Below are 26,166 nucleotides of genomic sequence, written 5' to 3' on the forward strand. Positions count from 1 at the left end.
CGCCGTCGCGGACAGACCAGAGGCAACGTACGGAGGGAGGCCGGAATGGAGAAGAAACCCGGGGGAGCCGATCGCCCCATCAGTGACGGCCTGCCCAAGACGGAGCCGCTGACCGCTTCGCAGCTGCGCCAGAACGCCGCCGCCAAGCGCATGCTGCGCCGCCTTGTGCAGGGCGACAACCCGCCGACGGCGCCGCTGAGCATAGTGGACCGACTTACCGGTAGCCCCTACGCCAACCCCATGATCCAGGTGCCCGGCGTGGACACGTCTGCGCGGAAGACCATGGACTTCGCCCTGCGGCTCGCCGAATCGATGTTCCGTTACGGCGCCGGCGCGCTCGAGGTGGAAACCAGCATCATCGCTGTCACCGCGGCGCTCGGCCTGAGCAACATCGAGGTGGACATCACCAACCAGTCGGTGAACATCAATTACGCGCCGCAGGACCAGACGCCCATTTCGCTGCTTCGCGTGGTGCGTTCCTGGACCAACAACTACGCAGGCCTGGCAAAAGTCCACCAGCTCGTGACCGACATTGTGGCGGGCGGCGTCGGCAGGGACGAGGCTGCCCGGCGCTTGGACGAGATCGTCCGCAGCCCCAAGCCTTTCCCGCGCTGGATGGTCACGGTGGCCTTCGCTGTCTTCTCGGCGATGTTCGTTGGCGTGATCGGCGGCGGCTTGGGGGCGTCGGCGGTCGCCTTCGCCTCCAACCTCCTGATCAGCCTGCTGGCCCGGAAGCTGGGCCGCTGGCGGACGCCTGACTTCTTCATCACGGCGGCCTGCTCCTTCGTCGTGACGATCATCGCGCTGCTCCTGTGGAGGTTCGGCAGCCCCGTGGGTGTCCAGATTGCCCCGGCCATCGTGGTGGTGGGCGGCATCCTGCTGCTTCTTCCCACGGGACGGCTCGTGTCCTCCGTGCAAGACGCCATCAACGGCTTCCCCGTGACGGCGGCAGGCCGGTTCCTGTCCACCCTGCTGACGTTCGGGGCGCTCGTTGCGGGGATCGCGGTCGCGTTCGTGGTGGGGGACAGGATCGGCATGGAACCCATCGACGTCACGGAGACGTTCCCGCCCGCGTATCCCCTGTGGGCACAAGTCATCATGGTGGCCATTGCCGTCGTCGCCATCGGTATCACGGAACAGACGAACTGGAAGCTGCTGCTTCCGACGGCGGGTGTCGGCGTGATCGGGCACCTGGTGCTCATCAGTGCAGAAGCCCTCGCCATCGGCCCGCGCTTTTCACCGGCGCTCGCCGCCGTCGTGATCGGCCTGCTCGCCCGGATAGTGGCGCTGAAGATGGGTGCCCCTCAGCTGGTGGTCGCCGTGCCTGCCGGCCTGATTCTCCTGCCCGGGCTCACCATTTTCCGGTCGATGTACGTCCTGACCATCGAGGAGTCCGAGATCCTGCTGGGTGCCGGCGGGATGCTCAGCGCAGGGGCCATCGTGTTTGGCGTGGCCGGCGGGATTGTGCTCGGTGACACGCTGGCGCGGCCCTTCACCAAGGGCCTGGCGAGCAACGAACGACGGCGGGCGAGGCGCCGCTAGGGGGCCAGGGCTTTGCCTAGTTAGATCTTGCTCGGCTAGATCTTGCCTATCGGCAGCTTCTTCTCGGCCTGGAAGTCGTCCTCCACCCGGCCCTTGGCCCAGTAGCCCGAGAGCGATACCTGCTTGCGGTCCAGGCCGCGCTCGCGGAAGAGCACTTCGCGCAGGCCCTTCATGTAGCCCCGTTCGCCGTGTGCAAAGACGTCCACCCTGCCTTCCGGCCACGGTGTCTCCCGCAGAGCGTTGACCAGCAGGTCGCTGTCGCCCGCCGCAACGCCCCTGCGCTGGAGCCAGACCATTTCGATGCCGGCGGGGGCGGCAATAGGCTGGATATCGGCGACGCCGTCCACCTCGAGGAACGCCAGCCCCCGGGCGTCCGCGGGCAGCGACTCGAGCACAGCTGCGATCGCCGGGATCGCCGCCTCGTCGCCGGCCAGCAGAATCCAGTCCGCCGAGGGATCGGGGTTGTAGCCGCCTCCGGGGCCGGTGAAGGTCAGGCTGTCGCCGGGCTGGGCGGACGCGGCCCACGGACCCGCCAGGCCCTCGTCCCCGTGGATGACAAAGTCGATGGCCAGTTCACGCGCGGCCACGTCCACCCAGCGGATCGTGTAGGTCCGCGTGAACGGCCACTGCTCCCGCGGCAGCGTTTCGCGGACCGTCCACAGGTCGAGGGGCTCGGGGTAGGCGATGCCAGGCTGCGGAAAGGCGATCTTGACGTACCTGTCCACGAAATCGTTGTTAACGTAGTTCGCGAACCCCTCGCCGCCGGCGACAATCCGGACCATGTGCGCCGAAAGCTGTTCCCGGCGCAGCACGGTCAGGTTGATCTGGGGACGGGATGTCCGCGTCGCGGAGGTGGCTGCAGGAACAGTGATAGTCATGAAGGTAAGCCTAAGCTAAGTTCGGACCCGGCCGCCTCGCGGGTTCGTTAGATTACGGCCGGTGCGCTGCCGGTGCCATTGCCGGAAGTTCCCAGTCCACCGCGCCGGCGCCTTGCTCTTGCAGTAGGGCGTTGGCGCGGCTGAACGGACGCGAACCAAAGAAACCCCGGGAGGCAGACAGCGGGCTGGGGTGGACGCTGGCCACCACCGGAGTCTCGCCCAGCAGCGGGCGCATCCCCTCGGCGTCCTTTCCCCACAGGACCGCCACGAGCGGGAGCTGGCGTCCATCGGGCGCCCGGCGGGCAGCGACGGCGGAAACCGCCGCCGTCGTGATGGTTTCCCAGCCTTTGCCGCGGTGCGAGCCGGCGGCGCCCTCGCGGACGCTCAGGACCCTGTTGAGCAGGAGCACGCCCTGGTCCGCCCAGGCACCGAGATCGCCGTGGACCCTGGCCGGGTACCCCAGATCCGATTCCAGTTCCTTGTAGATGTTCGCGAGGCTGCGGGGGATGGGCCGCGTCCTGCCGTCAACCGAAAAGGCCAGACCTACAGCGTGGCCCGGAGTCGGGTACGGATCCTGGCCGACGATCAGCACCCGCACCTCCGCCAGGGGCTGCCGGAACGCCCTCAGAACGTTCGACGGCGAGGGCAGCACCCGGTGACCCGCCGCTACTTCACCTGCCAGGAAGGAAAGGGCCGATCTCAGCTCGCCCTCCACCCCGGCCAGCGCCCCGGCCCAGTCAGCGGCTACCAGCTCCGGCAGCGGCATCCCTGCCATCTCGGCGAAGCCAGGTCCCGCGGCCTCGGGCGGCAGCAGGTCGAACAAGGGTTCAGGCTGTTCAGTCACACCGATCATTCTCCCAGCGGCAGTCGCATGGCGTAACGCGGCGTAAATGACAATGCTGTTATTCCTCCGTAACATGGAGGCTGGAGTTTTTACCGGAATCAGCGAAGGAGTGCGCAGTGGCTGAGCCGTTGCAGGACCATCTCGCAGAGCAGTCCGCTGCGCAGTCCGCAGAGGCGGGCGCCGGGCCGCGGCGCGGATCCCTGCTGGATGACTTCCAGCTGAGGGACTCGCCGCTGAGCGAGCGTGAGCAGCAGATCCTGGCGCTGGAGCGGCAGTGGTGGAAGTATGCCGGCGCGAAGGAACAGGCCATCCGGGAACTGTTCGACCTGTCGGCCACGCACTACTACCAGATCCTGAATGCGCTCATTGATACCGAGCATGCGTTGGCCCACGATCCCATGTTGGTAAAGAGATTGCGTAGACTACGTACGTCACGTCAGAGGGCCCGCACCGCGCGCCGCTTGGGGTCTGACGCGTAATCGCCAGTGCCGAACTGCCGGCAGAAGACCAACAAGGACGTCACTTTTACCATGACCAACTATGCCCGAGACGAATTCGACAGGGTCCCAGAGGTCACTTCCCGGCAGGGCGTACACCGCTCCGTACCGGCACCCAGGCGCCCCCGTCTGTGGCCCGTCCTGACTGTGGGCAGCGGCGCTCTCGCCGTTGGTGTGGCCGCGTTTGCCTTCCTCCCGCAGCTCGGCTTCGACGCCGCTGCCGGGCCTTCAGCAGCCCAGGACGTTGCGGTCTCGCCGTCCGCGGATCCCTCGCCCTCGCCCACGCCGTCCGAGGCAGCGGCGCCGTCCGGCACCCCGAGTGCCGACTCGTCGTCGGCTGCAGCCTCACCATCAGACCCGGCATCCCCTCCGGCCTCCGTCGAAGCGCTCGCCTCGGCCGCGGACAAGTCACTTCCTGTTTCGGTCTACAACGGCACGCAGACTTCCGGGCTGGCCGGCCGCGTCGGCGCCACCCTCGAGGCCGACGGCTGGACTCTGGGCCAGGTTGCGAACTGGCAGGGCGCGCCCCAGCAGGAGTCCGTCATCTTCTACTCGGGTGCCGAGCGCAGGGCCAGCGCAGAGGCTCTCGGGGAGCTGCTGAACATCGCCACGCTCGTGGAGAGCCCGGGATTTGAGACATCTGTTGCCGTGGTGCTGGGCCCCGGATTCCAGTGACCTTTTGGGTTACGCCTGAATAACTATTGAGTCCGGGCCCGGCTGTCAGCCTGCCTCCCGCCGCGGCGCAGTGGATAGAGTGATTTCGAGTCTTCGGCGCGTAATTCACGGCACACACTGAGGTGGGCCTTACGGAAGCAATCTGAAAGTGTGGAGATCATGGCATTGGGAACCGTGAAGTGGTTCAACGCTGAAAAGGGCTACGGCTTCATCACCGTCGACGGCACGGGCGACGACGTCTTCGTGCACTGGTCCGCCATCCAGGTGGACGGCTACCGCGCCTTGGACGAGGGTCAGCGCGTGGAGCTCGAGGTCGGCGAAGGCGAAAAGGGCCCGCAAGCCGAAAACGTCCGGCCCGCCTAGTGGCTGCCCGCGCCGCCCGGAGACCTGCCACGGTGAACGCCCGACGGCGGACCGGAACCGTGAGAGCTGCCCGCGCCGCTGCCTGGGGTGCTGCCGCCGTCCTGGCGCTGGGTGCGTGCTCCGGCTCAGGCGAAAACGCCCGGACTGCGTCCGTGGAGGCCAGCGGCGACGGCACCTTGCGGATCGGCCTGATCCTGGACAGCACCGGCGCGCAGGCGTTCCTGAACAGTGCCCAGCTGGCAGCCGCCAAACTTGCCGTGCAGGAGATCAACGCGGCCGGCGGCCACAAAGGCAGGCCCGTGGAGCTGTTGCCGGAAAAGCCCGGCGGCGACGCCGGCGCACAGGCGCGGGAACTCGTGGATGCCAAAGCCGATGTGGTGATCGGACCCACGGATTCCAGCCGCGCTCCCGCCGTCATCGATGTGCTGTCCAAGGCCAAAGTCGCGCTCATCTCGCCGGCCAACACGGCAGGGGAGTTGAGCGAGTACAGGAGCGGCGGATACTACTTCCGCACCGCGGCGGCCGACGCCGCCCAGGCCGCCGTGCTGGTGAAGCTGGCCAAGGACGGCGGCGCCAAGAGCCTGGCCGTCGTCCACGAGGAGGGTGCCTATGGCACCGAAGTGTCGGCGGCCGTCTCCGCCTCCGCGAAGGGTGCCGGACTGGAGCCCGTGACAGTGGCGGCCTTCAAGTCGGGCGAGGCGCAGAAAGCGGCGGCCACTGCCGCGGGCGCGTCACCGGACGCCGTCGTCCTCATTGCCCGCGGCGGGGCACAGGGTGCCATCGCAGAACTCCACAATGCGGGACTGTCGGGGAAGCAGCTGATCCTTGCGGACGGAGCCTTCCGGCAGTACGGCTCCGACCTCGCCTCCCGGGCGCTGGACGGCGCCCGCGGAATCGTCCCCGGCGTGTTCCCCTCGGCCCATCTGCAGGGCGAACTCGTGGCCGTGGACAAGAACCTCAAGGACATGACGTTCGCCGCGGAGACCTACGATGCGGTCAACCTGGCAGCACTGGCGGCTGCCGCGGCGGACGACGACGCCGGCGCGTCCGTTGCCGCGAAGCTGATCGCCGTCTCCGGCGGGTCCGCCGGCGCCGGCTCCCAGTCTGCAGGCAAGCCGGCTGTTTGCCGGACGTACAAGGAGTGCCTTGCCGCCGTCCGGGCCGGAACGGCTGTGGATTATGACGGCGAGTCAGGCCCCGTCCGGTTTGACGCGAACGGCGACGTGACGGTGGCCAACTACATGGTGTTCACCTTCGGCGCGGACAACAGGGCGAAACTCACCGGCAGCGAAACAGCCAGCCGGGCGGCGGGCTGATCGCCGGGAGCGAAGCGGCCCCGGATTCGTCCCGGATTTCACGGCCACTGCTTGCACTCTCCCCGGGGGAGTGCTAATTATTGATTAGCACTCCTGAGCATCGACTGCTAATGCCTCGCCCGGCCCAGGCCGCAGCGCGGTTGGCGGACGTGTGAGGGAGCGAAGAAATACCTGGTTGGGGTGAGATCCGGACTGCCGGCGTACAGAGGCCTGCAGGAACGATCGTCCGTCGCGGGCACCGCAGCAAGGTTCATTCTTAACGACTGTCCCGAAAGGACTACTGCCGTTATGGCCAAGATCATTGCATTTGATGAAGAGGCACGCCGCGGTCTTGAGCGGGGCCTGAACACCCTCGCCGACGCCGTCAAGGTCACCCTCGGCCCGCGTGGACGCAACGTCGTCCTCGAAAAGAAGTGGGGCGCCCCCACGATCACCAACGATGGTGTTTCCATCGCCAAGGAGATCGAGCTGGACGATCCTTACGAGAAGATCGGCGCCGAGCTGGTCAAGGAAGTTGCCAAGAAGACGGATGACGTCGCTGGCGACGGCACCACCACGGCTACCGTGCTGGCACAGGCCCTCGTCAAGGAAGGCCTGCGCAACGTTGCGGCCGGCGCTGACCCGCTGTCCCTCAAGCGCGGCATCGAGAAGGCAGTTGAAGCGGTAACCCGCGAACTGCTGGACAACGCCAAGGAAATCGAAACCAAGGAAGAGATCGCCGCCACGGCGTCCATCTCCGCCGGTGACGACGAAATCGGCGCCCTCATTGCCGAAGCCCTGGACAAGGTCGGCAAGGAAGGTGTCATCACCGTCGAGGAGTCCAACACCTTCGGCCTGGAGCTTGAGCTCACCGAAGGCATGCGCTTCGACAAGGGCTACATCTCCGCATACTTCGTCACGGACACGGAGCGCCAGGAAACGGTCCTCGAGGACCCGTACATCCTGATCGTCAACTCCAAGATCTCCAACGTCAAGGAACTGGTTGCTGTCCTCGAAAAGGTCATGCAGTCCAACAAGCCGCTGCTGATCATTGCCGAAGACATCGAGGGCGAGGCCCTGGCCACCCTGATCGTCAACAAGATCCGCGGCACCTTCAAGTCCGTCGCCGTCAAGGCTCCGGGCTTCGGTGACCGCCGCAAGGCCCAGCTCGCCGACATCGCCATCCTCACCGGTGGCCAGGTCATCGCCGAGGAAGTTGGCCTGAAGCTCGAGACCGCTGGCCTCGAACTCCTGGGCCGCGCCCGCAAGGTGGTTGTCACCAAGGACGAGACCACCATCGTCGAAGGTGCCGGCGACGCCGACCAGATCGCCGGCCGCGTTTCCCAGATCCGCGCCGAGATCGAAAACTCCGACTCCGACTACGACCGCGAGAAGCTGCAGGAGCGCCTGGCCAAGCTGGCCGGCGGCGTGGCAGTCATCAAGGCCGGTGCCGCTACCGAAGTTGAGCTCAAGGAACGCAAGCACCGCATTGAGGACGCAGTCCGCAACGCGAAGGCTGCCGTTGAGGAAGGCATCGTCGCCGGTGGTGGCGTTGCCCTCATCCAGGCTGGCCTCAAGGCATTCGCCAACCTGAACCTGTCCGGCGACGAAGCAACCGGTGCGAACATCGTCCGCGTTGCCATCGACGCTCCGCTGAAGCAGATCGCCTTCAACGCAGGCCTCGAGCCCGGCGTTGTGGTCGACAAGGTCCGCGGCCTGCCCGCGGGCCACGGCCTGAACGCCGCAACCGGCGAGTACGTCGACCTGCTGGCTGCCGGCATCAACGACCCGGTCAAGGTAACCCGCTCTGCCCTGCAGAACGCGGCTTCCATTGCCGGACTGTTCCTCACCACCGAGGCAGTAGTCGCCGACAAGCCGGAGAAGAACGCTCCGGCCATGGGCGGCGGCGACGAGATGGGCGGCATGGGCGGTTTCTAACCCCCTGGCTCCTGGTCGCTCAAAGGCGTAAGAGCAGCAGCGGCCCCACCTTCGGGTGGGGTCGCTGCTGGTCTTTAACGGCCCGGCTTTTTAACGGCCCGATGTTTACGGCCTGGCGTTGCTGCTCTACACGTCCGGCCCCGTCGGTCCATGAGGCTGAGTTTCAGTGTCGGCAGTGTCTGGCAGGATGGATTCGTGACGATTACAGCAGCGGCCGACGGTTCGGCCTTAGGAAATCCCGGTCCGGCCGGATGGGCCTGGTATGTGAACGACGATTGCTGGCGCGCCGGAGGGTGGCCGCACGGAACGAACAACCAGGGTGAGCTTATGGCTGTGCTGGATCTCTTCCGCGCCACGGCACACGTCCCACAGGAGGACCTGCACATCCTCTGCGACAGCCAATACGTCATCAACTGCATCACCAAATGGATGCCGGGCTGGAAGCGGAAGGGCTGGCGCAAGGCCGACGGCAAACCGGTGCTGAACGTGGACCTCCTCAAGGACATCGACAGGGAACTGGTGGGGCGCAGGTACCGATTCGAATGGGTCAGGGGCCACGCCGGTCACGACCTCAACGAGGCAGCGGACGAGCGGGCCCGGGCCGTTGCCCTGGCCTACCAGCAGGGAATTGCGGCACGGTCCGGGCCGGGTTTCCGCGGAGCGGCCGCGCTGGGCGCACCGGATGTCAGCGCACAGGATGTCAGCGCACCAGATGTCAGCGCACAGGGTTCCGGCGCACCGGCTGCCGGCGCAGGCTCCGTAGCTGTGGCATCCCGCCCGGGTTCCGCCGTTGCCGACGTCCGGAAGCAGGGCGGCACGGGCTCCTACCAAACCGAAGAACCCGGCCTCTTCAGTGAACCGGAGCCGGACCTTTTCAGTGAACCGGAGCCGGACCTTTTCAGCGAACTCGACGCGGATGCCTTCCCCGTGGCGCCGGGCCGCGGCCCGAGCCCGGAAGAAACCGTCGAGGCGCTGGAACGCGAGCTCCTTCGCCCGGATGTACGCAGCGATATCGGCCGGACGGGAGTGCTCCTGCATCCGGAGTTCATGGAGATCGGCAGCTCCGGAAGGATCTGGACCCGGGACGCCATGATGATGTCGCTGGAGGAAAGCCCCGGCGGTCCGATGGAGCTGGAGCTGATCTCTGCCGACCGGATCGGCGCCGACACCATCCTGCTGACGTACCGCAGCCGCTCACGCGACGGTGCGGCCCTGCGGAGCTCCATCTGGGTCCTCCACGGCGGACAGTGGCGCCTCCGCTTCCACCAGGGCACCCCGGAGGCCTGACGGGCCCTCAGCTGAACCGCTGGGCGTTGCCTTGCTCCGCCTGCGCGTACGTGGTGGCCGCGGACTGCAGGGCGAGGTTGATGGAGGCCAGGGAGGCTTCCACCTTCCCCTGCGTCAGCGTCCACTCCGTGATGAGTGCTTGGAAGTTCGTGGCGGCAGAACCCCGCCACGTGGCCTGGAGCTCGTCCAAGCCGTGCTTCATCGCCTGCACGTCGGCGCTGATGCGGTCAACGGTGGCCCTGACGTTGGCTGACTTCACCTGGAGGAGTTCGGTATCGACGGAAATGATGCTCATGGCTGTGGCCTCTCGACGCGCGGTGGACCGGCACTGGAGTGACCGGCGGAGGGCCGGTTTTCCGACCCACTGGGTCGAGCCTACGAACCCGCCCGCAGCGCCCACCACAGGAAATCCCTATATGTGGATAACCTGGCCGCCGCCGGAGCCTCCCCGCTCCGGTCCGTCGTCCCTGGTCCCGAGATCCTCGCTTACCTCGTCCTCGCTTACGCCGTCCCCGTGGGAAGCCTCCTGTGAGTCGTCCCGGAGGGGAAGGCTGACCACCAGGGTGGCACCGCCGCCCTCGGTGGCGTTGACCCGGACGGAGCCGCCGTGCGAACCGACGATGGCGGCCACGATCGCCAGGCCCAAGCCGCTGCCGCCGGTGTCGCGCGTGCGGGAGGTATCCGACCGGTAGAAGCGTTCGAAGATCTTCGGCGCTTCACTGTCCGGAATTCCGGGTCCATGATCGCGGACTTCGAGCACAGCCCGCGGTTCCCCCTCCACACCGGTCCTCACGCCGACGGCGAGTTCGATCGGGGTCCCCTCCGGTGTATACCTGAGGGCGTTGCCCACGAGGTTTCCCACGACTTGGCGGAGCTTTGCCTCATCGCCGAGAACGGGGGCAGGCGCGGCATGTCCGCCGTCGAGTCCCATCAGTGTGATGGTGCGTCCCCGGTCGCTGGCCTGGGTATCCACGACGGCGTCGTGGGCGAGCAGTTGCAGGTCAACGGGTTTCCGCTGCAGCGGGCGCTGCTCGTCCAGCCGGGCAAGCAGCAGCAGGTCCTCCACCATGGAGCCCATGCGCTTGGCCTCGCTCTCGATCCGGCCCATGGCACTGGCAATGTCCTCCTCGGATTGCAGGGCCCCATGGCGGTAAAGCTCCGAGTAGCCCCTGATGGTCACCAGTGGGGTCCGCAGTTCATGGGAGGCGTCCGCCGCGAAGCGCCGCATCCGGCCCTCCGAGGCCATCCGGGCAGCGAAGGCCGCCTCGATGTGGGCGAGCATGGCATTGAGCGAGCGCCCCAGGCGGCCCACTTCGGTGGACGGGTTTTCCACCGCCACTCGGCGCGACAGATCCCCGGCCGCAATGGCTGCCGCCGTCTTTTCGACCCTGGCCAGGGGCCTGAAGGACCTCGTCACGGTCCAGGACGCGATAAAGGAGGCCAGGATCATGGTGAGCAGACCCACGCCCACGACCACGAGCGTGGCGTGGCGAAGTACTTCGTCCACCGGAGAGAGCGGCAGCCCGACAACGACGACGGCCCGCTGCTGGTCGCTGTCGACCACGCTGACCGCGACCACGCGCCAGTTCTTGCCGTCGCTGCCCCGGACCTGGAAGGGCTTCAACCCGCGTTGACGGGCGTCATCCACCGAGATTGAGTCGATGTCCGGGCGGTCGGACTTGCCGTCCAGATTAGTTGGCGCAGAGTCCGGGTAATAGATGGTGACGGTGTAGTCCGTTGGCACCACAGGGTTCGGCACAATCAACTGGTTGAAGGACCGCTGCCGCTCCGCGGACTGGACCGCGGCCCGGAGTTTGTCGTCCACCTGGCCTTCAAGATAGCTGCGCAGCAGCGTCAGCGTACCCGCCCCCGTCACCGCCAAGGCCACGAGCATAAGCGCCATCATGATGGCCACCAGCTGTGACCGGAGTGTGGCGGACTTCCAACGTTCGAGCAAGGTCAGCGCTTTTCTGCTGTCCGGAGCACGTAGCCCACGCCGCGCTTGGTCTGGATAAGGGCCGGAGCGTCAGGATCGATGTCCACCTTGCGGCGGAGGTAGGAAATGTAGGATTCGACGATCGAAGCGTCGCCGTTGAAGTCGTATTCCCAGACGTGGTCCAGGATCTGCGCCTTGGACAGGACACGGTTCGGATTGAGCATGAGGTACCGCAGGAGCTTGAACTCGGTAGGAGACAGCTCGATCACGGTGCCACCGCGCCGCACCTCGTGGGCGTCGTCGTCGAGCTCGAGGTCGTCCACGCGGATGACCGCCTCGTCATCGTCCAGCATGGGCTGGGTGCGGCGAAGCACCGCGCGGATCCTGGCCACCACCTCGTCGAGGCTGAACGGCTTGGTGACGTAGTCATCGCCGCCCACTGTGAGCCCGGTGACCTTGTCCTCGGTGTCGTCCTTGGCCGTCAGGAACAGGACAGGGAAATGCTTGCCGGCGGCGCGCAGCCGGCGCGTGACGGTGAAGCCGTCCATGTCCGGAAGCATGACATCCAGTACGGCCAGGTCCGGCGCATCGGCTTCGGCGGCGGCCAGGGCGTCACGCCCGTTGCCTGCGGAGATGACCTCAAATCCGGCGAAGCGCAGCGACGTGGACAACAGCTCGCGAATGTTGGGTTCGTCATCGACCACGAGAAGCTTCGCTTCGGCACCGTTCTTTTTCATAGTTCCATGATGCTCCCAGAGTCTGGGAGTTTTCTGGATGAATGTTGTGTGTTCAGTGGGCCCTATCCCACGGCCCCGGCGTCCTTGGCGTCCATGATCCTGTAGGCATAGCCCTGTTCGGCCAGGAACCGCTGGCGTTTGGCGGCGAAATCCTGATCGAGGGTGTCGCGGGCCACCAGTGAATAGAAGCGTGCCGCCCTGCCGTCCTGCTTGGGGCGCAGCAGCCGGCCGAGCCGCTGGGCCTCTTCCTGCCGGGAGCCGAAGGACCCGGAGACCTGGATGGCCACGGATGCTTCAGGAAGGTCGATGGAGAAATTCGCCACCTTGGAGACGACCAGCGTCTGGACCTCGCCGGCCCGGAAGGCATCAAAGAGCCGCTGGCGCTCCTTCACGGAGGTGTCACCCTTGATCACGGGTGCGTTCAGTCGTCCGCCAAGCTCATCGAGCTGGTCGATGTACTGGCCGATCACCAGCACCTGTTCGCCCTGGTGCTTTTCCACCAACTGCTCCGCCACCAAAGTCTTGGTTTCCGACGTGGCGCACAGCCGGTACTTGTCGGCGTCCTCGGCCATCGCGTAGGCGACGCGTTCGTCGCGGGGCAGATCCACCCGCACCTCCACGCAGTCCGCGGGCGCGATGTAGCCCTGGGCCTCGATGTCCTTCCACGGCGCGTCGTAACGCTTAGGGCCGATGAGGCTGAACACTTCGCCCTCGCGGCCGTCTTCCCGGACCAGGGTGGCCGTGAGGCCCAGGCGGCGCCGGGCCTGCAGGTCTGCCGTCATCCGGAAGATGGGCGCAGGCAGGAGGTGGACCTCGTCGTAGATGATCAGGCCCCAGTCGTGACCGTCAACCAGCTCGAGGTGCGGATACAGTCCGCCGCGCTTTGTGGTGAGCACCTGGTACGTGGCGATGGTGACAGGCCGGACCTCCTTGACGGCGCCGGAGTATTCGCCAATTTCGGCTTCCGTAAGTGAGGTCCGTTTGAGCAGCTCGTCTTTCCACTGGCGTGCCGCAACGGTGTTGGTGACGAGGATGAGCGTGGTGGTGGAACTGGTGGCCATGGCTGCGGCCCCCACCAGGGTTTTACCCGCGCCGCACGGGAGCACCACCACTCCGCTGCCTCCGGCCCAGAAGTTCTCGGCAGCCAGCTGCTGGTAAGGCCGCAGTTTCCAGCCGGACTCGTCCAGCATGATCGGATGGGGTGTGCCGTCGACATACCCGGCCAGGTCCTCCGCGGGCCAGCCGAGCTTGAGCAGCAGCTGCTTCAGCTGGCCGCGCTGGGACGAGTGGACCACCACGGTCTCACCGTCAATGCGCGGTCCCAGCAGCGGCTGGATCTTCTTGGCACGGCTGACCTCCTCGAGCACCGGATAGTCGCTGGTCCGCATGACGAGCCCGTGCTGCGGATCCTTTTCCAGCCGCAGCCGCCCATAGCGGGACATGGTCTCTTCAACGTCGATCAGCAGCGAGTGCGGCACCGGGAAGCGGGAGTACTTGAGCAGGGTGTCCAGGACCTTCTCGGCATCGAGGCCCGCGGCCCGCGCGTTCCAGAGGCCCAGGGGAGTCAGCCGGTAGCTGTGCATGTGCTCCGGTGCGCGCTCCAGTTCGGCGAAGGCCGCTATGGCGTGCCTGGCTTCGGTGGCCTGCTCGTGGTCGACTTCCAGGAGGATGGTCTTGTCGCTTTGGACAATCAGCGGTCCGTCGTTCACGCGGTGCAATCCTTCACGGGTGTATTTCCCCTGCTGCTTCGATATCGATGATCCGGTGGATGGACAGCACCCGCTCGGTGTCCTTGGCGGGGTCGAACACCCGGACGCGTCCGCCGCTTACCGAGACCGGAACAACGGTTTCCAGCCTGGCATTCCCGAGGCTGTCCACGACGTTCATGGTGACCCGCTGTTTAAGCCGAATGGCCTTCCGCAGGGTCTCCAGCCCGAGCTGCGTGGCTTCCTCGCTGCCGTTGACTGCGGCGCCGGACCGGTGGCCGTTGGAGCCGGCCGCAGCCGCATGGCTGCGCAGCACCGCGAGCTGGGCGGCGATGTCGGCGTCCGGCGGGGCTGTCCGCGGCGCGCTGTACACAGGCCGCGCGCCTGCCCCGGCAACCGGCGCGGTGCGGTTCAGCCGCACGACGGCGGACTCCGGTTCTTCGACAGCGGGTGACAGTCCCAGCCCGCGCAGCACCAGCGCCGTCTGCCGTGGCGGCGCATGCGAGATCAGGACCGTGGGGGCGATCCTGACCAGGTTCAGGGAGGCTGCCGCGGCTTCGCCTGCCAGCTCCATGAGGGCTGCTTCGTCGTCGCTCTGGATGAAGCAGCCCGCGGCGCCGACGCGCAGCTTTCCGTGTCTCTGGGCGGTGTCCTCGATGAGGTACTCCAGGGGCTGCGGAACGGCGGTGGCCGAGTGCCTTCGGAGGAAGTCCAGGATGGTGGCGGCGTCCTGTCCCGCGTCCAGGGCCCGCCGGATCGACTGCACGGAGAACCTGTAAATCGTGGCCGGGCCCTGCCCTTCGGCGTCTGCAACCCGCTGGAGCTGTTGGCTCAGTTCCGGACTCAAGTACCCCGGGGCAACAGCCGTAAGGTCCGCCTGGAGCAGGACATGGTTCAGGGCTGCCGGCAGGTGTTCGCCTAGGATGTCCATCGCCTCGTCAGGCGCGTCGGCCGCGATGGCCGCGCCCACCTGGCTGAGGGCGCCGGATCCGATCAGACCAAGCATCTCGGCCTCCGCCAGGACTCCGCGGATCAGTGAGCTGAAGCGCCGGGCCATGCGCGGCTGCTGCCATTCGGCGCGTTGCAGCACAGCATTGGCGTCGAGGACGGGAGCGGTGCCATCCGGAGCCTCGGCTTCGAGCGTCAGCTCCCGGAGGATCTCGAGGATCCTTTTGCGGACCACCGGCGCATCGGACCGCTGAGCCTCTGCAGACAAGGCGTTGACGACGGCGGTTCCGGCAGCCGTCCGGTGGTTCGGCTGCCCGCCGGGCTGGCCGTTGATGGGCTGCCCCACCAGTGACGGGGCGCGCTCGCTGGCCAGCCAGGCATTGACAAGCCACAACCACTGTTCCTGTCGGGGCAGGCCCAGCCACTCGAGTTCGGGCGGCTGCACCCAGCAGGAGCTGTCCACATCCAGCCGGACCAGTCCCGAAAGGGCGCAGAACTCCAGGAGGACGGCGGCCGCATGCTGGTCCACCCGCAGGGCGTCGGCCAGTCGGCGCATTTCACGGATGCCCACTCCGCCGCTGCGCAGCGTTCCCAATGGCTGCTCCCGGACGGCGTGGAGCAGCTCGCCGGTGAGCCGCAGCGTTTCGGCGATTGCGCCCAAGGCGGCGTTGCGGCGGAGGGAAGCGGTGGTGGTTCCCAAGGTGGGCTTGGGAGGGGTGAGGGAGAAGTTATCGATTACTGCGCCGCCCCGGAGGGATATCCCCACGCTGTGGGGGAGTTCGACGTGCGCCGCGTCCAGCGGCACGAGCAGGCCACGGGCCAGCAGCCAGTCCACCGGTCCGACGTCGTGCCCCTCGCCGATGACCGACGCTTTCCGCTGTGCCTGCGGGACGGCCCCCATGGCCCAGTTGCTAAACCGGGCCAGCAGCGCCGTCGTGCGTTCCGGAGCCGTGGCGAGGATGGCACGCAGGGCCTCGGGCGAGGAGGTCCAGTGCTGCAGGGCCAGCGCCGCTTCCATCGGGGTGGTGGCGGGCTGGATGGCGGCGCCGCTGCGGTGCAGTTCGCCGACCAGCTGGACGACGCGCTGGGCGAAGGCCGGCTGCAGCCGGACCAATTCTGTGTAGCTGCGACCCAGCCCGGCGGGATAAATCCCCACGACATCCTTCAGGCTGCCCACCGGCAGGTAGAAACGCTGTCGGTGGGCGGATGGGCTCGCGGTGTGAGGGGGCTCTGCACGGTGGACCAGCGCCAGCTCCTGTAGCGACAGCAGGATACGCTCAACGGCGGCCAGCGAAGAGCCTGCGATCAGTTTCTTGACGCCTGCTGCCGACGCACTGTGCCCGGTATCGGTGTTCGTGCACAGGTGAAGCGTCTCCAGCACCTGCATTTGGGGCCGGTTGAGGCGCTCCAGTGCCCGCTGCACGCTGACCCGGGCGCTGGCACGGGCCGCCAGCGCCGCGAAATCGGGTACGCCCGGCGAAATGAGATCCGGCCGCGCAGCGAACAGGGCACGCAACGACGCGTCGCTGCGTGCCTCCAGTTCCTTGCTGAGCGCACGAATAAGGGACATCAGTCCAACGTTACCGCCCGCCGCCGTTTCCTGCCCGGCGCCGTGCTGCAATGCTGTCGATCACCAGCACGAATACCAGGATGAAAGCGAGCGGAAGCCCGTAGAGGGCAGCGGACGTGATCGCGGCCGGAGCGGCCTGGCCGCCGTATGCCATCGCCATCACCGTTCCCACGGACGCCAGGGAAAGCACTGCCAGAACCGCTGCGGCGACCGTCAAAGGACGCCGGAAACGCGTGGGTATCATGCCGTAACGCTAACAGTCCCGCCGCGGCTGCGCCTCAAAGCAGGAATCCCAAGCCAGTCAGGATAACCTTGAAGTAGCAGACCAACATGAACCAGGCAGTCATACCCTGAACCCGTACACCGGTGCGGATGCGGTGATGGCCGGACATGTCTAGACAGTCAGAACGAAGAAGGTTGATTACGTGCCTACCGGCAAAGTCAAGTGGTATGACAAGGACAAGGGATTCGGATTCCTCGCGGGCGAGGACGGCCAGGAAGTGTTCCTGCCCAAGTCGGCGCTTCCCGGGGGCGTCACCGAACTGAAAGCCGGCACGCGGGTCGAGTTCGGTGTGGCCGACGGCCGCAAGGGCGCCCAGGCCCTGGGCGTGCGGGTACTGGACAAGACCCCATCCATCGCCAAGGCCAAGCGGCCCAATGCCAGGGACCTCGCGCCTGTGGTGCAGGACCTCGTCACGGTGCTGGACAACCTCTCCGGCACCCTGTCCGCCGGCAAATACCCGGAGGGTAACAAGGGCAAGGCCATCGCCGCCGCCCTGCGTAAGGTTGCCGACGAGCTGGACGCCTAGGTCCCCATGAACCCGGAACCTGAACAGGCCGAATCAAAGGCGGCACCAAAGACGCCCGGGAAGCGTGCCGGTGTCCCGGTCTGGCGCACCGGAAAACCCGACGCCGTCCTCGCGGCTGCCGTAGACGTGGCCCGGACCGCCATCGAAGGCATCGCCAAGGCATCGGAAATCGGCGAACACCTGGCCGCGCGCACGGAGGGTGACCGCCTGGTGACCCACCTGTTCGAATCCAAGCTGCCCGGTTACGTCGGATGGCAGTGGTACGCCGTGCTCACACGAAATTCGCGGTCCAAGGTGATCACCGTGAACGAGCTGGGCCTGCTGCCCTCCGAGGACTCGATCCTCGCCCCGGAGTGGGTTCCCTGGGCGGAGCGTGTCCGGCCGGAGGATGCCCAGGACGATGCATTGGCGGACGAAGACGCACCGCAGGCCGCTGGGGCAGGGGTGTCAGAGGCGGGCGCTCCCGGTGCCGGAGCCGCGGAGGAGCCGGAGGTTTCCCCGGAGGCAGCCGTAAAGGAAACCGCAAAGGACCCGGCCGGCGAGGAAGGCTGAACGGCGAACGGCGCCGGCCGGGACACGAGCCCGGACGGCGCCGTCGAACGCTGATGCTGCCTGTGGCAGCGGCGCGGGGAGGCTACTTCTTCAGCTCGCCCACCACGTAGTCGATGCACTCCAGCAGCGCCGAAACGTCCGCAGGGTCGATCGCCACGAAAGTCGCGATACGGAGCTGGTTACGTCCCAGCTTGCGGTACGGTTCCGTGTCCACAATGCCGTTGGCGCGCAGTACCTTGGCGATGGCCGCGGCATCGATTGAGTCATCAAAGTCGATCGTGGCGATGACGTTGGAGCGTTCCGCGGCGTTGGCGACGAACGGCGTAGCGAACTCGGAGGCCTCGGCCCACTTGTAGATGCGGCCCGCGGAGTCGGCGGTTCGGCCGGCGGCGAAGTCGAGGCCGCCGTTGGAGTTGAGCCATTGCACCTGCGCGTCGAGGGTCACCAAGGTGGCCAGCGCCGGGGTGTTGTAGGTCTGGTTCAGCTTCGAGTTGTCGATGGCCGTCTGCAGGTCCAGGAAGTCCGGGATCCAGCGGCCGCCGGCCTTGATCCGCGCGGCACGCTCCAGCGCGGCGGGGGAGAAGAGACCCAGCCACAGGCCGCCGTCGGAAGCGAAGTTCTTCTGCGGTGCGAAGTAGTAAACGTCGGTCTCGGCGACGTCTACGTCCAGTCCTCCGGCAGCGGACGTAGCGTCCACCAGGACGAGGGAACCTGCATCCGCGCCGCTCACGCGCTTGACCGGGGCGGCAACACCGGTGGAGGTCTCGTTCTGCGGCCAGGCGTAGACGTCAACGCCTGCCTCTGCCCGGGGCTCGGGGCAGGTTCCCGGCTCCGACTTGATGATGGACGAATCCGCAAGGAACGGGGCCTTGTTGGTGGCCGCGGCAAACTTCGAACCGAACTCACCGAAGGAGAGGTGCTGGGCCTTCTGCTCCACGAGGCCAAAACTCGCCACGTCCCAGAACGCCGTCGAGCCACCCACGCCGAGGATAACTTCATAGCCCTCGGGGGCGCGGAAGAACGTGCTGAGGCCCTCACGAACCGATCCGACAAGGTTCTTCACCGGCGCCTGGCGGTGGGACGTGCCCAGGAGCGTGGTGGCGGCTGCGGACAGCGCCTCGACCTGCTCCGGCCTGACCTTGGAAGGTCCGGCGCCGAACCGTCCATCCTTGGGCAGGAGGTTTGCTGGGATGGTGATGCTGGTCTCGCTCACAGGGGCTCCAATTTTCGGCATGGACATGCGGATCGGCGGGGACAGTTGGTGACCGGCGGTCAGGTATGGCTGCCCGCGAAGGCCCCCTTTATTCTGCCTGAGACGCGGAAATCCCGGGAACCGTGCCCGTCACAGTCCAGTCATTGAGACGCCGCGGTTTATCCGGAGTAATTCAAAATAGGCTAAGCTTTTGGTGGACGAACAGGCGGACAGTCGGCGTTGCACCGCCGCCGGATTGGGGCCGCGGCGGCTGGATGCCGAGCCGCCAGACGAGGGGCCCGCGGTACCGTGGGAGAACGCAAGTACTGTGCTCGAGGAGCTGAGCTGAATGACGGATCTGATCGACACCACGGAGATGTATCTTCGGACCATTTTGGAGCTGGAAGAAGAGAACATCGTGGCACTGCGTGCCCGCATCGCCGAGCGCCTCCGCCATTCGGGTCCTACCGTCTCCCAGACCGTCGGACGGATGGAGCGGGACGGGCTGGTTGTGGTTACCGGCGACCGGCACCTGGAGTTGACCGAAGTAGGGCGCAAACGCGCCACCGAGGTGATGCGCAAGCACCGGCTGGCCGAGCGCCTGCTTGCCGACGTCATTGGCCTGGACTGGGCGTATGTTCATGACGAAGCGTGTCGGTGGGAACACGTGATGAGCGAACGCGTGGAACGCAGGATCTACGAGATGCTGAATCACCCCACGGAATCGCCCTATGGCAACCCCATTCCCGGGCTGGCTGCGCTGGGCGGCGAGCCGACACGCACCTTTGCCGACGTCGACCTGAACCTGCTGGACGCCATGGGCAGTTATGGCCCGGACTCGCGGGTGACCGTCAGCAGGCTCGCCGAACCGATTCAGGTCGAGCCCGAACTCCTGCAGCAGCTGGACGAGGGCGGGATCCGCCCGGGAGCGACCGTGTCGCTGGAACGGGTCGGGGAGTACATTTCCGTGCGTGTCCCTGGCATCGACGGCGCCCTCGAGTTGCCGCCCGAAGTTGCTGCGCACGTGTTTGTCCGGGTGGCCTGAGTCACCCCGGTGCAGGTTGTCCGACATCAGCTGGCAGGATGACCCACCACTTTTGCACAAGCAAGATAACGGAATTATTACCGCAAGCTTTAATCGCCTATAGTTAAGTCGCAGCGCCGATACCAAAGCGTTACCTGATCCGGAGCCGAACTCTGCCAGCGGATCAGTCGCTCGAAACACCTTCTGGCAGAGGCGGAGGAACCACAACTGGCCGTTTAAAACGGCCTTGGGGTGAAGTCCGCAGCAGCAAGCCACCTTCCACAGACGGAATCCCCGGATACCTCTGTGCCAAAAAGGCTTGTCATTGCGGACCGGGTCGATCAACTCTCTGACCCGAATCCGACAGCTAACTTCGCAGGCTACCCAGAGAGGAACCGTTCTTGACCATGCAGAATGCCCGGGGCCGCCGCCGCGCTACCGGCTCCGCTGCCGAGCCCCGCACGCCCGTAGCGGTCGCCGCTGAGCGACCCCGCGATGCGCAGCGTCAAGCGCGGAAGCAACGCAGTCCTTTCCGTCAGGTCGCTGACTTCGCCGCTGCCAGCGGAGTCGGGCAGAAGGTCGGCGTGGCCCTTGCCGCCTCGGGCCTCCTGCTGACCGTCACAGTGCCCGCCACGAGCCCGGTCCTGGCCACGGCCGACCACAGCGCCCCGGCCGCCGCAGGTGCCGCCACGGCGCAGCCAGAGGTCTCCGCCGAGGCGGCAGCCAAGATTGACTTCAGCCGCACCTCCGTTGCGACAGCCGGTGACCCGGATGGCAAGCTCAAGCAGCTCCTGAGCGCACAGTCCGCCGGCAGTATCAGCCGCGCAGCCTCCGTCGGCAGCCTTGGCATGCCCTTGGCCACCATGGTGAAGTCCTCGCCCTTCGGATACCGCGTGAGCCCCATCACTGGCGGCGCCGGAGAGTTCCACCGTGGCCAGGACTTCGCGGCCCAGTGTGGAACAGAGGTGTACGCAGCGGCCAGCGGCACGGTCACGTTTGCGGGCTGGCACGAGTTTGGCGGCGGCAACAGGGTTGTCATCGACCATGGCAACGGCCTCGAAACCACGTATAACCATTTGTCGTCATCGAGCGTTCAGGTCGGCCAGAAGGTCAGCCGGGGCGACACGGTGGCACTCAGCGGGACCACCGGCGCATCCACCGGCTGCCACCTCCACTTTGAGGTGATGGTCAACGGAGAAGTCGTTGATCCCGAAGGCTGGCTGTAAGCAAAGCCGATGGAGAGCTCTCAGATTCTCGTGACACGCCGTGACCTGAATGTGACATTCCCTCCGAACTGTTGTACCGTCTAAACCGCGTCAACTTTTCCGAAGTTGACGCCCTTGAGTGGATTGCCTAACTCTGCCACCGCTCAAGGTCCGTTCGCATTACATCGTCTGGCAGGGGCGGGGGAACCAATTTTGGTCTTCGCAAGAAGGCCTTGGGGTTAAGTCGCAAAGCTTCCCAGGAAGCGGCGCGGCCGGGTGACTCCCATCCGAATCCGACAGCTCACCTCGTAGGCATTGGGAGAGGCTACCTTCGTGTCTTCACGCCACAATCTTGCGCGCCACCGTGCGCAAACGGTTCGTAAGAACCCGCTGGACTCCGTGTCCAAGGCAGTAAGCGCCAATGCAGGCACAGTAGGTCGTCAGGCAGCAGTCATTGCGGCCGCTTCAGGTCTCGTCCTGAGCGCCGGCATGCCAGCCAACGCGTCCGACGCCAACATCGGTGTTTCCGCCTCCGCTGAGTCCGGATCCCAGGCGGCACAGCTTGCTGTGACCGCCGCGCCCACCGCAACCGTCTCCTTCGAGCGTCCTGCCGTTACCACCGAGGCAGCCCCCGTCATTGAGACAGTCGCGCCCCAGTCCAGCGACGACACGGCCAGCCCCGAAGCTGCCGTGGAAACCATCGCGGCCAAGGCCGGGAAACTGGTTGACGCCGCAGGCTCGGGTGCAACGTCAGGTCTCGCGGGCATCGCCTACACCGGTATCGGCAGCCCGTACGTCTGGGGTGGCACCACTCCCAGCGGCTGGGACTGCTCCGGCTTCACCCAGTGGGTCTACGCACAGGCGGGCATCAGCATTCCGCGCGTCAATGCGTGGACAGCCATGAAGCCCACGTCGACTCCCGCTCCCGGCGACCTGGTCATGCAGAACGGCGGTGCCCACGTTGGCATCTACGTTGGCAACGGCATGATGATCAGCGCGCTGAACCCCTCGCAGGGCACCATCCTGCATGCAGTGTCCGCCACGGGCACGTCCTCGTTCTACACCCTTCGCTAAAACCCCCCATTCGAGACGATTCGGCGTACCCCCAAGACGCCGGCGCGTCGCTAAACCGCGGCCTGCTACAGCGGGCCGTGGAACACGAAAGAGAGAAATCATGACTACACGTGCGACCATTGCACGCCACCGCGCCGAGGTCACCAAGACCAACTCGCTGTCCGTCATTGCCAAGGCTGTCGGCGACAACGCCGGCGGAGTAGGCCGTCAGGCTGCTGTTATCGCTGCCGCCTCCGGACTCGTTCTGACCAGCGGCATCGCCGCCAACGCTGCTGAGACCAACGTTCAGCGCGACTCGGCTTCCACGTCCACCCTGGAAGTGCAGTCCCTGGCGTCGGCACCGATTTCGGCCGCATCCAGCATCGCCATCTCCTACGAGAAGCCGGCGATCACCACCACCCCGGCCCCCGTCGTTGAGGCTCCCAAGCCGGTCGTCAACGTCCAGGAAGCCGCGCCGGCCGTGGAAGCCCCGGCCGTCAAGGCTGCTCCGGCAGTTCAGGCCACCGCGAAGGTGGAAGCTGCACCTGCTGCCAACACGTCCTCGGCAAGCGGCAAGGGAGCTGCCATCGCTGCTGCCGCATACGCCCAGCTGGGCGTCTCGCAGGACTGCACCATGCTGGCCACCAACTCGCTGGCCGCTGTGGGCATCAACTACCACGGCTGGCCGGCAGGTTACCTGTCCCTCGGCCGCACTGTCAGCGCTGCCGAAGCCAAGCCGGGCGACCTCGCCTACTACCAAAACGGCGGCATGGGCCTGGCCCACATCGCTGTCTACGTCGGCAACGGCCAGGCTGTTCACGGTGGCTGGAACGGCGGAACCACCGCGCTGTTCAGCGTGAACGTCGGCTCCGGCCCGGTCTTCATCCGCGTCGGCGGCTAAGCCACGAGCAAAGGCTTAAAAGGACCCCTGCCCCTGCGGCGGGGGTCCTTTTGTCTTAAAACTTCCCGGGCTGAACGCCGACACGCCGTGGCCGAATGTTAGGCCGATTCGTCGATATGCGCTAAGAGTGTTTACTCTTGTGGTGTCGATCCATAGCCCGGACATGCAGAGGGCAGCCGGCCCTCGCGCCTCTGCCGGGTGCGGCCGTGAAGAGGTATGCGCATGCGCACGCTCGTACTTAATGCTGGATATGAACCCTTGGCGGTTGTGACCTTCCGCCGGGCGCTGGTTCTTGTGCTCACAGGAAAAGCCAGCGTGGTTGCCGAAGGTGACGATCCCGTCGTGGGGCCGAAGGACATCATGGGCCGCCCCTCCGTGATTCTCCTGAACCGTTATATCCGGCCGCGCTATAACATGGTCACCGCAGTGAGCCGGCGCGGGGTGCTGCGCAGGGACGGCCACCGATGCGCGTACTGCGGCAAGGCAGCCCACACCATAGACCACGTCCAGCCGAAATCTCGGGGCGGTGCGGATACCTGGGAAAACCTCGTGGCGGCCTGCCTCCGGTGCAATAACGTCAAGGGGGATCACACTCCGGCGGAAATGGGTTGGAAGCTGCGGTTCGTCCCGGCGCCTCCCGTTGGCACCATCTGGCAAATCAAGGAACTGGAGAAGCCGACCCCCGCGTGGGATCCCTTCCTGCTTCCGGAGACGGCCGCCTGACCTGTGGCACTAGGCTTGGTATGTGTACTTCGATGCAGTCATTCTGGCCGGCGGCCGTTCTTCGAGGCTCGGCGGTTCGCCGAAGGCCGAACTGACCTATGAGGGTGAGACCCTTCTGCAGCGGTCGATTGCGGCCGCCCGAGGTGCCCGCCGCATCGTAGTCGTGGGCCCGGAAGGCCACGACCTTCCGCCCGGTGTTTTGAGCTGCCGGGAGGATCCGCCGTTCGCCGGGCCTGCCGCCGCGATTGCGGCCGGCCTGGCCCTACTGGAGTCCCCGGCCCGTCCCGGGGATGATGCCTATGTTCTGGTTCTGGCATGTGACATGCCCCGCGTGGCGGATGCCGTGCATGCCCTTCTGGAAGCGCTGCAGGGCGGCGACGGCGTCATGGCAGTTTCCGGCGACGGGCGGCGCCAGCCGTTGGCAGGCTTTTACCGCACGGCTGTGCTAGAACGCGCCGTGGAAGAAGCCGCGGCGCGGAACGCTTTGAACCATGGGTCAGTTTTCGCTCTCCTTGCTAGGCTTGACGTACAGGCTGTCACCGTGCCCGCCGGCTCCACAGACGATGTGGATACCTGGGACGATGCCGCCGCATTGGGAGTGGACGCCAGCAATCATCCGGGCTGAACGTCGCAGCCGCAGTTGAGATTGGAGGCAGGCATGAAAAGCCAGGACGAAACGCTTGAGGAGTGGTGCCGTCTACTGCTGCGGGCCTTCGAGCTCGAAGACGTGCAAGTGGATGTCAATGAGGTGCTGTCCCTTGCCGGGGTAGCCGCGCACTCGGTGGTCCGGCCCGCAGCGCCGCTGACCACCTTCATCGCCGGATTTGCCGCCGGGCTCGCCTCAGGTTCGGGCCAGGCGCCTGACTCCACATCGATGAAAGCGGCCATGGACGTGGCCCGTTCCGTGTCCAAGGCCTACTCGGCCGATGAGGCAGGGGATGACTCCGTTCCGCCGGCCGCAGGCAGTTCCAGCAGCGTAGCGGCTCCCAGCGGGACACCGGGGGAATGACCGCCGCCCCCGGACATCCAGCAGCCGAGGACGACACAGACGCACTGCCCGCGGACAGCGGACCCGCAGATAGTGGAATCGAGGCCGCGGACCCGCCTGCCACGCATGCGGCACACACTTGGGAAGAAGCGCGGCAGGCCGCCTTTGACTGCGCTGCTCCGATCCCTGCCGGCCGGGTTCCTCTGAAGGAAGCCCTGGGCCGGACATTGGCGGCGGACATCACCGCGCTGCAGGACATTCCGCACTACGCTTCGTCCGCGATGGACGGCTGGGCCGTCAACGGCAGCGGGCCCTGGATCCTTGCTGAACCCGGGCAACGGCTCGCGCCGCACCAGGCCAGCGTCATCGTGACCGGCGGTCTCATTCCGCCGGGCGCGAAGGCGGTGCTGCGCCGTGAAAGCGGCGTCATGTCCAAGGACGAGGATGGCCTGCCGGTACTGACCCTCGGCGGCAGCGCCCGCCCGGGTGAACCGCGAAACGGCCAGCACATCCGCAAAGCGGCCGAAGAAGCCGTTGCCGGCGAGGTGCTGGTCAAAGCCGGCACCACTCTGAATCCTGCGCATCTGGCACTCGCCGCCCTGGCCGGCCACGACGATGTGTCGGTGGTTGGCAAACCGGTGGTAAAGCTGCTGCTCACGGGCTCCGAGGTCATCGAACACGGCCTCCCCGAAGCGGGCAAGGTCCGGGACACCTTCGGCCCGCAACTGGCTTCCGTCGTGGAAATGATGGGCGGTATCTGCACCGGACAGGTCAGGATAGGGGACAGCTACGGCGAGTGGCTGGAAGCACTGGAGGACGAAGGGCCGGAGGCGGAGCCGGACGACCGCCTGGCGGAGGCCTCAGCGGCAGTGCTGCCTCCCGACGTCGTTATCACCACCGGGGGTACCGGTGTGTCCGGTACCGATCACTTCAGGCGCGCCGTGGCGGATCTCGGCGGGCGGCTGGTGATCGACGGCGTGGCGATGCGCCCCGGCCACCCGGCGGTCCTTGCGGAACTGCCGGACGGGCGCTTCGTGCTGGGATTGCCCGGCAATCCGCTTGCGGCAATGATGGCGCTGTCCACTGTCGGCGGCCCGCTCCTCGCGGCGCTGGGACACGGGGCCATGCCTGCCGTGCAGGAGGTGCCGTGCGGAACCATGATCGATCCCGACCCCGGCCGGACCAGACTCATGCCGTTCCGGCTCCTCTACGGCATGGCCTCGCCCTCCCAGCACACCGGACCCGGGATGATGAGGGGACTGGCCGCCGCTGACGGCGTGATGGTGGTCCCGCCGCACGGTGTGCAGCTTGGCGAGACCGTTCCGGCCTTTGCACTGCCGTGGGGGCCGGCCATTCCCGAGCCCAAGAAAGCAGACTCCAAAGTGAAGGCGTCACCCCGCAGGGCGGGGAACCGGCCGGCCGGCAAGCCGGCTGCGGACAGCGGGCCAGTGGACTGGAGTGCGCTCCTGGACTGAAAACCACAGCCCGTTGGTGTACTGGCAC

Annotated in this window: 26 protein-coding genes and 2 riboswitches; of the genes, 17 read left to right on the forward strand and 9 right to left on the reverse strand. The window is 66.5% G+C overall.

What is annotated here, in order from left to right:
- Positions 1-45: 45 nt before the first annotated feature.
- Entirely contained in the window at positions 46-1,542 is a 1,497-nt protein-coding gene (locus AC5RUM_RS13415; protein WP_494035381.1) for a threonine/serine exporter family protein, read from the forward strand.
- Between the two features lie 35 nt (positions 1,543-1,577).
- Here the strand turns inward: AC5RUM_RS13415 and AC5RUM_RS13420 are convergent, their stop codons facing one another.
- Together AC5RUM_RS13420 and AC5RUM_RS13425 are read right to left on the reverse strand one after the other, a co-directional pair.
- Positions 1,578-2,420, reverse strand: a complete 843-nt coding sequence (locus AC5RUM_RS13420) for a siderophore-interacting protein (protein ID WP_494035382.1) — start codon at positions 2,418-2,420, stop codon at positions 1,578-1,580.
- A 52-nt stretch (positions 2,421-2,472) separates the two neighbouring features.
- Positions 2,473-3,273: a uracil-DNA glycosylase gene (locus AC5RUM_RS13425; protein WP_494035383.1), complete on the reverse strand. Its 801-nt coding sequence runs from the start codon at positions 3,271-3,273 to the stop codon at positions 2,473-2,475.
- Positions 3,274-3,380: 107 nt separating this feature from the next.
- On the opposite strand from AC5RUM_RS13425, the gene AC5RUM_RS13430 reads away from it, so the two are divergent.
- From AC5RUM_RS13430 to AC5RUM_RS13455, 6 genes are all read left to right on the forward strand, one after another.
- On the forward strand, positions 3,381-3,743 hold the full coding sequence (locus tag AC5RUM_RS13430) for a DUF3263 domain-containing protein (RefSeq protein ID WP_494035384.1): 363 nt from the start codon (positions 3,381-3,383) through the stop codon (positions 3,741-3,743).
- A gap of 51 nt (positions 3,744-3,794) precedes the next feature.
- Positions 3,795-4,436 (forward strand): LytR C-terminal domain-containing protein, encoded by a 642-nt coding sequence (locus tag AC5RUM_RS13435; RefSeq protein WP_494035385.1) that lies wholly within the window; start codon positions 3,795-3,797, stop codon positions 4,434-4,436.
- A gap of 159 nt (positions 4,437-4,595) precedes the next feature.
- Positions 4,596-4,799, forward strand: a complete 204-nt coding sequence (locus AC5RUM_RS13440) for a cold-shock protein (protein WP_400581172.1) — start codon at positions 4,596-4,598, stop codon at positions 4,797-4,799.
- A gap of 59 nt (positions 4,800-4,858) precedes the next feature.
- Positions 4,859-6,115 carry an ABC transporter substrate-binding protein gene (locus AC5RUM_RS13445; protein ID WP_494035386.1) on the forward strand — a complete coding sequence of 419 codons (1,257 nt, stop codon included), beginning with the start codon at positions 4,859-4,861 and terminating at the stop codon, positions 6,113-6,115.
- A 288-nt stretch (positions 6,116-6,403) separates the two neighbouring features.
- Positions 6,404-8,032, forward strand: a complete 1,629-nt coding sequence (groL, locus tag AC5RUM_RS13450) for a chaperonin GroEL (protein ID WP_494035387.1) — start codon at positions 6,404-6,406, stop codon at positions 8,030-8,032.
- 195 nt (positions 8,033-8,227) lie between these two features.
- Positions 8,228-9,319: an RNase H family protein gene (locus AC5RUM_RS13455; protein WP_494035388.1), complete on the forward strand. Its 1,092-nt coding sequence runs from the start codon at positions 8,228-8,230 to the stop codon at positions 9,317-9,319.
- Between the two features lie 7 nt (positions 9,320-9,326).
- Here the strand turns inward: AC5RUM_RS13455 and AC5RUM_RS13460 are convergent, their stop codons facing one another.
- The 6 genes from AC5RUM_RS13460 to AC5RUM_RS13485 form a co-directional block, all read right to left on the reverse strand.
- A complete protein-coding gene (locus AC5RUM_RS13460) occupies positions 9,327-9,614 on the reverse strand; it encodes a WXG100 family type VII secretion target (RefSeq protein ID WP_494035389.1) in 288 nt (95 codons plus the stop codon).
- Positions 9,615-9,731: 117 nt separating this feature from the next.
- Entirely contained in the window at positions 9,732-11,276 is a 1,545-nt protein-coding gene (locus AC5RUM_RS13465) for a sensor histidine kinase (protein WP_494035390.1), read from the reverse strand.
- Between the two features lie 2 nt (positions 11,277-11,278).
- Positions 11,279-11,992 carry a response regulator transcription factor gene (locus tag AC5RUM_RS13470; RefSeq protein ID WP_494035391.1) on the reverse strand — a complete coding sequence of 238 codons (714 nt, stop codon included), beginning with the start codon at positions 11,990-11,992 and terminating at the stop codon, positions 11,279-11,281.
- Positions 11,993-12,054: 62 nt separating this feature from the next.
- Positions 12,055-13,701 (reverse strand): DNA repair helicase XPB, encoded by a 1,647-nt coding sequence (locus tag AC5RUM_RS13475; RefSeq protein ID WP_494035392.1) that lies wholly within the window; start codon positions 13,699-13,701, stop codon positions 12,055-12,057.
- Between the two features lie 13 nt (positions 13,702-13,714).
- Complete coding sequence (locus AC5RUM_RS13480; protein ID WP_494035393.1) at positions 13,715-16,216, reverse strand: helicase-associated domain-containing protein; 2,502 nt, start codon at positions 16,214-16,216, stop codon at positions 13,715-13,717.
- A gap of 10 nt (positions 16,217-16,226) precedes the next feature.
- On the reverse strand, positions 16,227-16,460 hold the full coding sequence (locus AC5RUM_RS13485) for a hypothetical protein (protein WP_494035394.1): 234 nt from the start codon (positions 16,458-16,460) through the stop codon (positions 16,227-16,229).
- A 181-nt stretch (positions 16,461-16,641) separates the two neighbouring features.
- Here AC5RUM_RS13485 and AC5RUM_RS13490 point away from each other — a divergent pair, with 181 nt between their 5' ends.
- Entirely contained in the window at positions 16,642-17,025 is a 384-nt protein-coding gene (locus AC5RUM_RS13490; RefSeq protein ID WP_400581186.1) for a cold-shock protein, read from the forward strand.
- A gap of 6 nt (positions 17,026-17,031) precedes the next feature.
- On the forward strand, positions 17,032-17,577 hold the full coding sequence (locus tag AC5RUM_RS13495; protein WP_494035395.1) for a DUF3027 domain-containing protein: 546 nt from the start codon (positions 17,032-17,034) through the stop codon (positions 17,575-17,577).
- An 82-nt stretch (positions 17,578-17,659) separates the two neighbouring features.
- Here the strand turns inward: AC5RUM_RS13495 and serC are convergent, their stop codons facing one another.
- Entirely contained in the window at positions 17,660-18,790 is a 1,131-nt protein-coding gene (gene serC, locus AC5RUM_RS13500; RefSeq protein WP_400581189.1) for a phosphoserine transaminase, read from the reverse strand.
- Positions 18,791-19,118: 328 nt separating this feature from the next.
- Here serC and AC5RUM_RS13505 point away from each other — a divergent pair, with 328 nt between their 5' ends.
- The 8 genes from AC5RUM_RS13505 to AC5RUM_RS13540 all read left to right on the forward strand — a co-directional run bounded on the left by AC5RUM_RS13505 (position 19,119) and on the right by AC5RUM_RS13540 (position 26,138).
- Positions 19,119-19,814 (forward strand): iron-dependent transcriptional repressor DtxR, encoded by a 696-nt coding sequence (locus AC5RUM_RS13505; RefSeq protein WP_494035396.1) that lies wholly within the window; start codon positions 19,119-19,121, stop codon positions 19,812-19,814.
- Positions 19,815-19,981: 167 nt separating this feature from the next.
- Positions 19,982-20,190: riboswitch (cyclic di-AMP (ydaO/yuaA leader) on the forward strand.
- Between the two features lie 4 nt (positions 20,191-20,194).
- Positions 20,195-21,019, forward strand: coding sequence for a M23 family metallopeptidase (locus tag AC5RUM_RS13510; RefSeq protein WP_494035397.1), 825 nt, complete (start codon positions 20,195-20,197; stop codon positions 21,017-21,019).
- Positions 21,020-21,157: 138 nt separating this feature from the next.
- Positions 21,158-21,327: riboswitch (cyclic di-AMP (ydaO/yuaA leader) on the forward strand.
- Between the two features lie 70 nt (positions 21,328-21,397).
- Complete coding sequence (locus tag AC5RUM_RS13515; RefSeq protein WP_400581243.1) at positions 21,398-22,072, forward strand: C40 family peptidase; 675 nt, start codon at positions 21,398-21,400, stop codon at positions 22,070-22,072.
- A gap of 100 nt (positions 22,073-22,172) precedes the next feature.
- Positions 22,173-22,952, forward strand: a complete 780-nt coding sequence (locus tag AC5RUM_RS13520; RefSeq protein ID WP_494035398.1) for an NlpC/P60 family protein — start codon at positions 22,173-22,175, stop codon at positions 22,950-22,952.
- 222 nt (positions 22,953-23,174) lie between these two features.
- On the forward strand, positions 23,175-23,675 hold the full coding sequence (locus AC5RUM_RS13525) for an HNH endonuclease (protein WP_400581195.1): 501 nt from the start codon (positions 23,175-23,177) through the stop codon (positions 23,673-23,675).
- A 22-nt stretch (positions 23,676-23,697) separates the two neighbouring features.
- Positions 23,698-24,300, forward strand: a complete 603-nt coding sequence (gene mobA / locus AC5RUM_RS13530) for a molybdenum cofactor guanylyltransferase (protein ID WP_494035399.1) — start codon at positions 23,698-23,700, stop codon at positions 24,298-24,300.
- A 33-nt stretch (positions 24,301-24,333) separates the two neighbouring features.
- A complete protein-coding gene (locus tag AC5RUM_RS13535; protein WP_494035400.1) occupies positions 24,334-24,684 on the forward strand; it encodes a DUF6457 domain-containing protein in 351 nt (116 codons plus the stop codon).
- A complete protein-coding gene (locus AC5RUM_RS13540) occupies positions 24,681-26,138 on the forward strand; it encodes a molybdopterin molybdotransferase MoeA (RefSeq protein ID WP_494035401.1) in 1,458 nt (485 codons plus the stop codon). Before AC5RUM_RS13535 ends, AC5RUM_RS13540 begins: the two co-directional genes overlap by 4 nt.
- Positions 26,139-26,166: the final 28 nt, after the last annotated feature.

Source organism: Arthrobacter sp. B2060 (assembly GCF_059090445.1).